Genomic DNA, 4,151 nt, shown 5'->3' with positions numbered 1-4,151 from the left:
TCAACCAGTTTTTTAATAATCAAATATTTATTTTCTTCATTCATTCTTAATTCAACCTTTCTCATACAACAACCTCCCAATAAAAGTGAGGCTATATCATAACATAGATTTTTGAATATATTAAGACATTATCATATTTGAATCGTATTCATCTGAATATTTTTTAATATTAAATTGTTAAAGAAATTAGTATTTGATATAATGCATTTGTTATCGTCCCTCCTGTTTGGAGAGGAGGTGACATAATAATTTTCGATTTGATAATCTCTGTAATGGCAAGTGTCATTGTTTATTACATATGCAAATGGTTAGACAGACATTTATAACGATAACTAGCCTAGTGTTAAGTTCACTATAAAAACCAGAAAAGGTAAGGAGTCACGATCCTTACCTTTTTGCATTGTGATATAACAATGTTCGATTTACGAATAGATTATAGCATTGAATCTATTCAATTTCAAGTATGAAACATTTTTAACGATATATTCAATATCTGTTATAAAGATAATATTATTTATTTTCAATGTAAATATTCTTGTATAATATGGCTATGATAATATAAAGAATGCCTACCATTAAAAATATATTTAATCCATCAATATTGACATTCATACTAAAGAAAATAAAAGATGCAATAGAAACAATATTATTACCCATGTTAAATATTGATAGTATTGTTGCTCGATTATCATGCAAATTCAACTGATCAATATAATTGTTTTGTATTCCTGAAAAGATATAATAAGGAATCATAATAATTGTAGATATTATAGACATCATGAATAATGTGACAATAATATTGTTTGAGAAATAGAGAATGAGAAAACATATTCCAGCCAGGCATAAAAAGGCTTTAACATGATACTGAGTTTTATTTTTGTTTAATTTATCTAAAATCTTTGGTATGATTAGTTGAACAAAAGAGTACAAGAGAATGACTCCGCTCATATATGTTTCATCAATACCCAAAACTTCTAGTTTGACAACATAAAAATAATTAATGACAATCATTCCTAATGAAAATAAACTAGAATATGTTGAAATTTTCCAAAAACTAGTTCTTTTGAATAATTCTGTTTCTTTTAGACTGTTCTTTGTATTTTCTTGATAATGGGATTCTAGAAGAAAAAATGAGATAATAAAAGCTATTAATGTAGAAATAATAGTCAAAATAACGAGTGTATTCATGCCTCCGATTTTATAAATGAATGAAAATAAAATAGTGCTTGAAATAAATCCAACAGTGCCATAATTATCAATACTAGACATATTTTTTTCAAAATCTTCTTCTCCTAGTAGTTGATAGATATAGGCATTCATTGTTCCACTCATAAAGGATATTGCGATACCTTCTAATATTGCTTCTATAACAAAAATATAAAATGAATCAGCAAAAATAAATTGAATCCTGGCTAGTGTCATAAGTCCCAATGATAAAATAATTGTATTTTTATATCTTATTTTATCAGTAATAAATCCACAAGGAATCTCTGCTAAACAAGTTGTTAAATATAGAATAATTTGTAACGAAAAAAATTGAGGAATCGTTATGCCTCTTGATGTCCTTAACAAAAGAGCTACAGGAGCATAAAAAACAAGACCATTTAATAAATCAATAAGTTTTAAATAAGCTATACTTTTTTTCACATTAATCCACTACCTTCATCTGATTTTAATACAAAAGTATTGTGCTATTCATCTTATCAGATTTTGATAGCTTTTAAATAGCAAAATCGCTATGGTTGAAATATATTTGAGAGTCATCTTGATATGTTTTTTGAAATTCTTCTAAATGATTTTGAAGTTTAAATATGTTTTTGCTGTTATCTAAGTATTCCTTAGCTTTATCATAATTCTTCAACATAGAAAGGCTACAGGCTGAATTATAGTATAGGTAGGGTAAATAAATGAAATTGTTTTTATTTCTACAAAATTGTATGGATTCTTCACTATAAATTAAAGATTTTGAATAATCTTGATTAATGAGAAATATTGTACTTATATTATATGAAATTTTTGGATATATATAGTTAAAAGTATCTTCATCAATATAATGATTTCTTTTATCGTTCAAAAACAATAATATGTCTTGCCATCTTGAATCATGTAAAGAAAAACAACATAAAGCATAATCAATTAAAATTTCTATTTGTTCCTTTGATAAATAAAATTGAGCATACTTTTTTATGGAATGTCTTGATAGTTCAAATGTTTGTTCTAATAAATATTTTGCGGTATTAAAATTATGATTGTTTTGAGCTTCAATAATGACAAGGATGTGAGTAGATAATTGTTTATATTTATTTAATTCTTTTATTTTTTCATTAGAAATGATTAATTGATATAATTCTGGTAATTCATTGAAGTCCCTTTTTAGTCTTATGATTTCAAATTATTCATAATAAGTATCTAATTCTATCAATCTTTTTCTTTACTTAATTGTATAACTTGATCAAAGCTAATATTTAATTTTATACAACATAAAACAAGTATATCTATTTTTATGTTTTCTTTACCATTACACATTCTATTGAAATGGGAATAGTCGTAAATTCCTTCAATCAATTGAGATTGAGATATTCCTTTTTTATATGATTTGTCTAGTATGATCTGCAAAGCTTTTCTTTTATCAAAAAATTCATTCATTAAATAACTATCCTTTTCTTTCATTAAAAGTACTAAAAAAAATTATAATGTTTTTTGTTATAAATTGCATTGAAAATAGTTGCATAAGGATGTTTTTAATTGTGAAATATCTTGTATTTGATATAATATGATTGTTATCGTTCCTCCTCTTGAAAGGAGATGGTTCAATGTTATCTGATTTAATAGTTGCTGTCGTGGCAGGATTAATGGTATATTACATATGCAAATGGTTAGACAGTCACTTTTAACGGTAACTAGCCTAGTGTTAAGTTCACTATAAAAACTAGAAAAGGTAAGGAGTCGCGTTCCTTACCTTTTTGCATTTGGTACAATGCTATCTGATTTACAAGCAGATTATAACATGTAACCTGCCTAATTTCAAGTATGATTATTTTTAACAATTTTATACAAAAATATTGTAATGCATTCACTTTTGCAATAATTATTTATAATATATTAAATGGAAAAGTTTTTTTGATAAGTAGAATTATCATTATGAAGTTTATTTAAATATTGCTAAACTTAGTTATATTTTTTTATCAAATTCAAATTATATTGATTTTATCACTATTTATTTCTTGGTTTCATCTGTGGGAACAAGATAATTTCTTGGATAGATTCTTGTCCAGTTAATAACATCACAAGTCTATCAATACCCATACCCATTCCACCTGTTGGTGGTAATTCGTATTCCAATGCTTCTACATAATCTAGATCCATTTTTATCCATATATAATTTGTAGCTTTTATACATATTTATCTTATTTTGTATGCCAAAATGTATGCCACCATTTTATTTATTAAGCCAATTATTCATACCATGTAGAATAGAAACCGGAATAAAACTTCCAAATGAATCATACATAAGCTGATTGATTATATGAGACATCCATTGAGCTTGAACTTCAAATAAAAAGAATGCTTTTATAGCATGAAGTCCATAGTTATAGCAATACATTGGCAGATGCAAAACAGCAAATAGTAAACCTACAACTAAATATCTCATAAAAGTGTTTTTAATAGGAAACTTCTTGCCTATAAAACCTCTAAACAATATTTCTTCCGATAACCCCACAGCAAATATTTGATACAATAAACTTGGAATAGAATCCAATGGCATACTGTTATTGTAAATATAGTATCTTCTAAAAAACTGATATGCTACAAAGAAACAGATCACAATAGCCATATATATAATTTCTTTCTTCTTATATTTTCTTATGCCTATTTCTTCAAGTCCACCCTTTTATATGATATATAAATTGGTAGAAATACACCTAGCAAATATAGTGTTGCTATAGAAAACCACAGCTTTCTTAGATATATATATTCTATAAGAATACAAACTATTAATAGTGTATATATAATAAAGATCTGCTTGATATATATAAATGTCAATATAATTTTGTACAAAAATGATCATTTATGATGTACAATTATGTTCCTGTTCAATATAACTAGGAATACTTCTTAATATTAGGATTCCTCTTCGTTTGGCTTCATAT

At 25.6% G+C, this 4,151-nt stretch carries 3 protein-coding genes and 1 pseudogene; all 4 read right to left on the bottom strand.

Annotated features, from left to right (window positions below):
- Positions 1 to 510: 510 nt before the first annotated feature.
- Positions 511 to 1,647 (bottom strand): MFS transporter, encoded by a 1,137-nt coding sequence (locus B5E75_RS13995; protein WP_162607713.1) that lies wholly within the window; start codon positions 1,645 to 1,647, stop codon positions 511 to 513.
- A gap of 771 nt (positions 1,648 to 2,418) precedes the next feature.
- Positions 2,419 to 2,646 (bottom strand): hypothetical protein, encoded by a 228-nt coding sequence (locus B5E75_RS13990; protein WP_087360527.1) that lies wholly within the window; start codon positions 2,644 to 2,646, stop codon positions 2,419 to 2,421.
- 567 nt (positions 2,647 to 3,213) lie between these two features.
- Positions 3,214 to 3,369 (bottom strand): annotated as a pseudogene (locus B5E75_RS13985) (amino acid--tRNA ligase-related protein); the annotation flags it as partial.
- Positions 3,370 to 3,439: 70 nt separating this feature from the next.
- On the bottom strand, positions 3,440 to 3,835 hold the full coding sequence (locus tag B5E75_RS13980; protein ID WP_087360524.1) for a CPBP family intramembrane glutamic endopeptidase: 396 nt from the start codon (positions 3,833 to 3,835) through the stop codon (positions 3,440 to 3,442).
- Positions 3,836 to 4,151 lie beyond the last annotated feature (316 nt).

The organism is Massiliimicrobium timonense (genome assembly GCF_002160865.1).
In the GTDB taxonomy this organism is placed as follows: Bacteria; Bacillota_I; Bacilli_A; order Erysipelotrichales; family Coprobacillaceae; genus Allocoprobacillus.
This window is presented reverse-complemented; position numbering and strand designations above follow the sequence as displayed.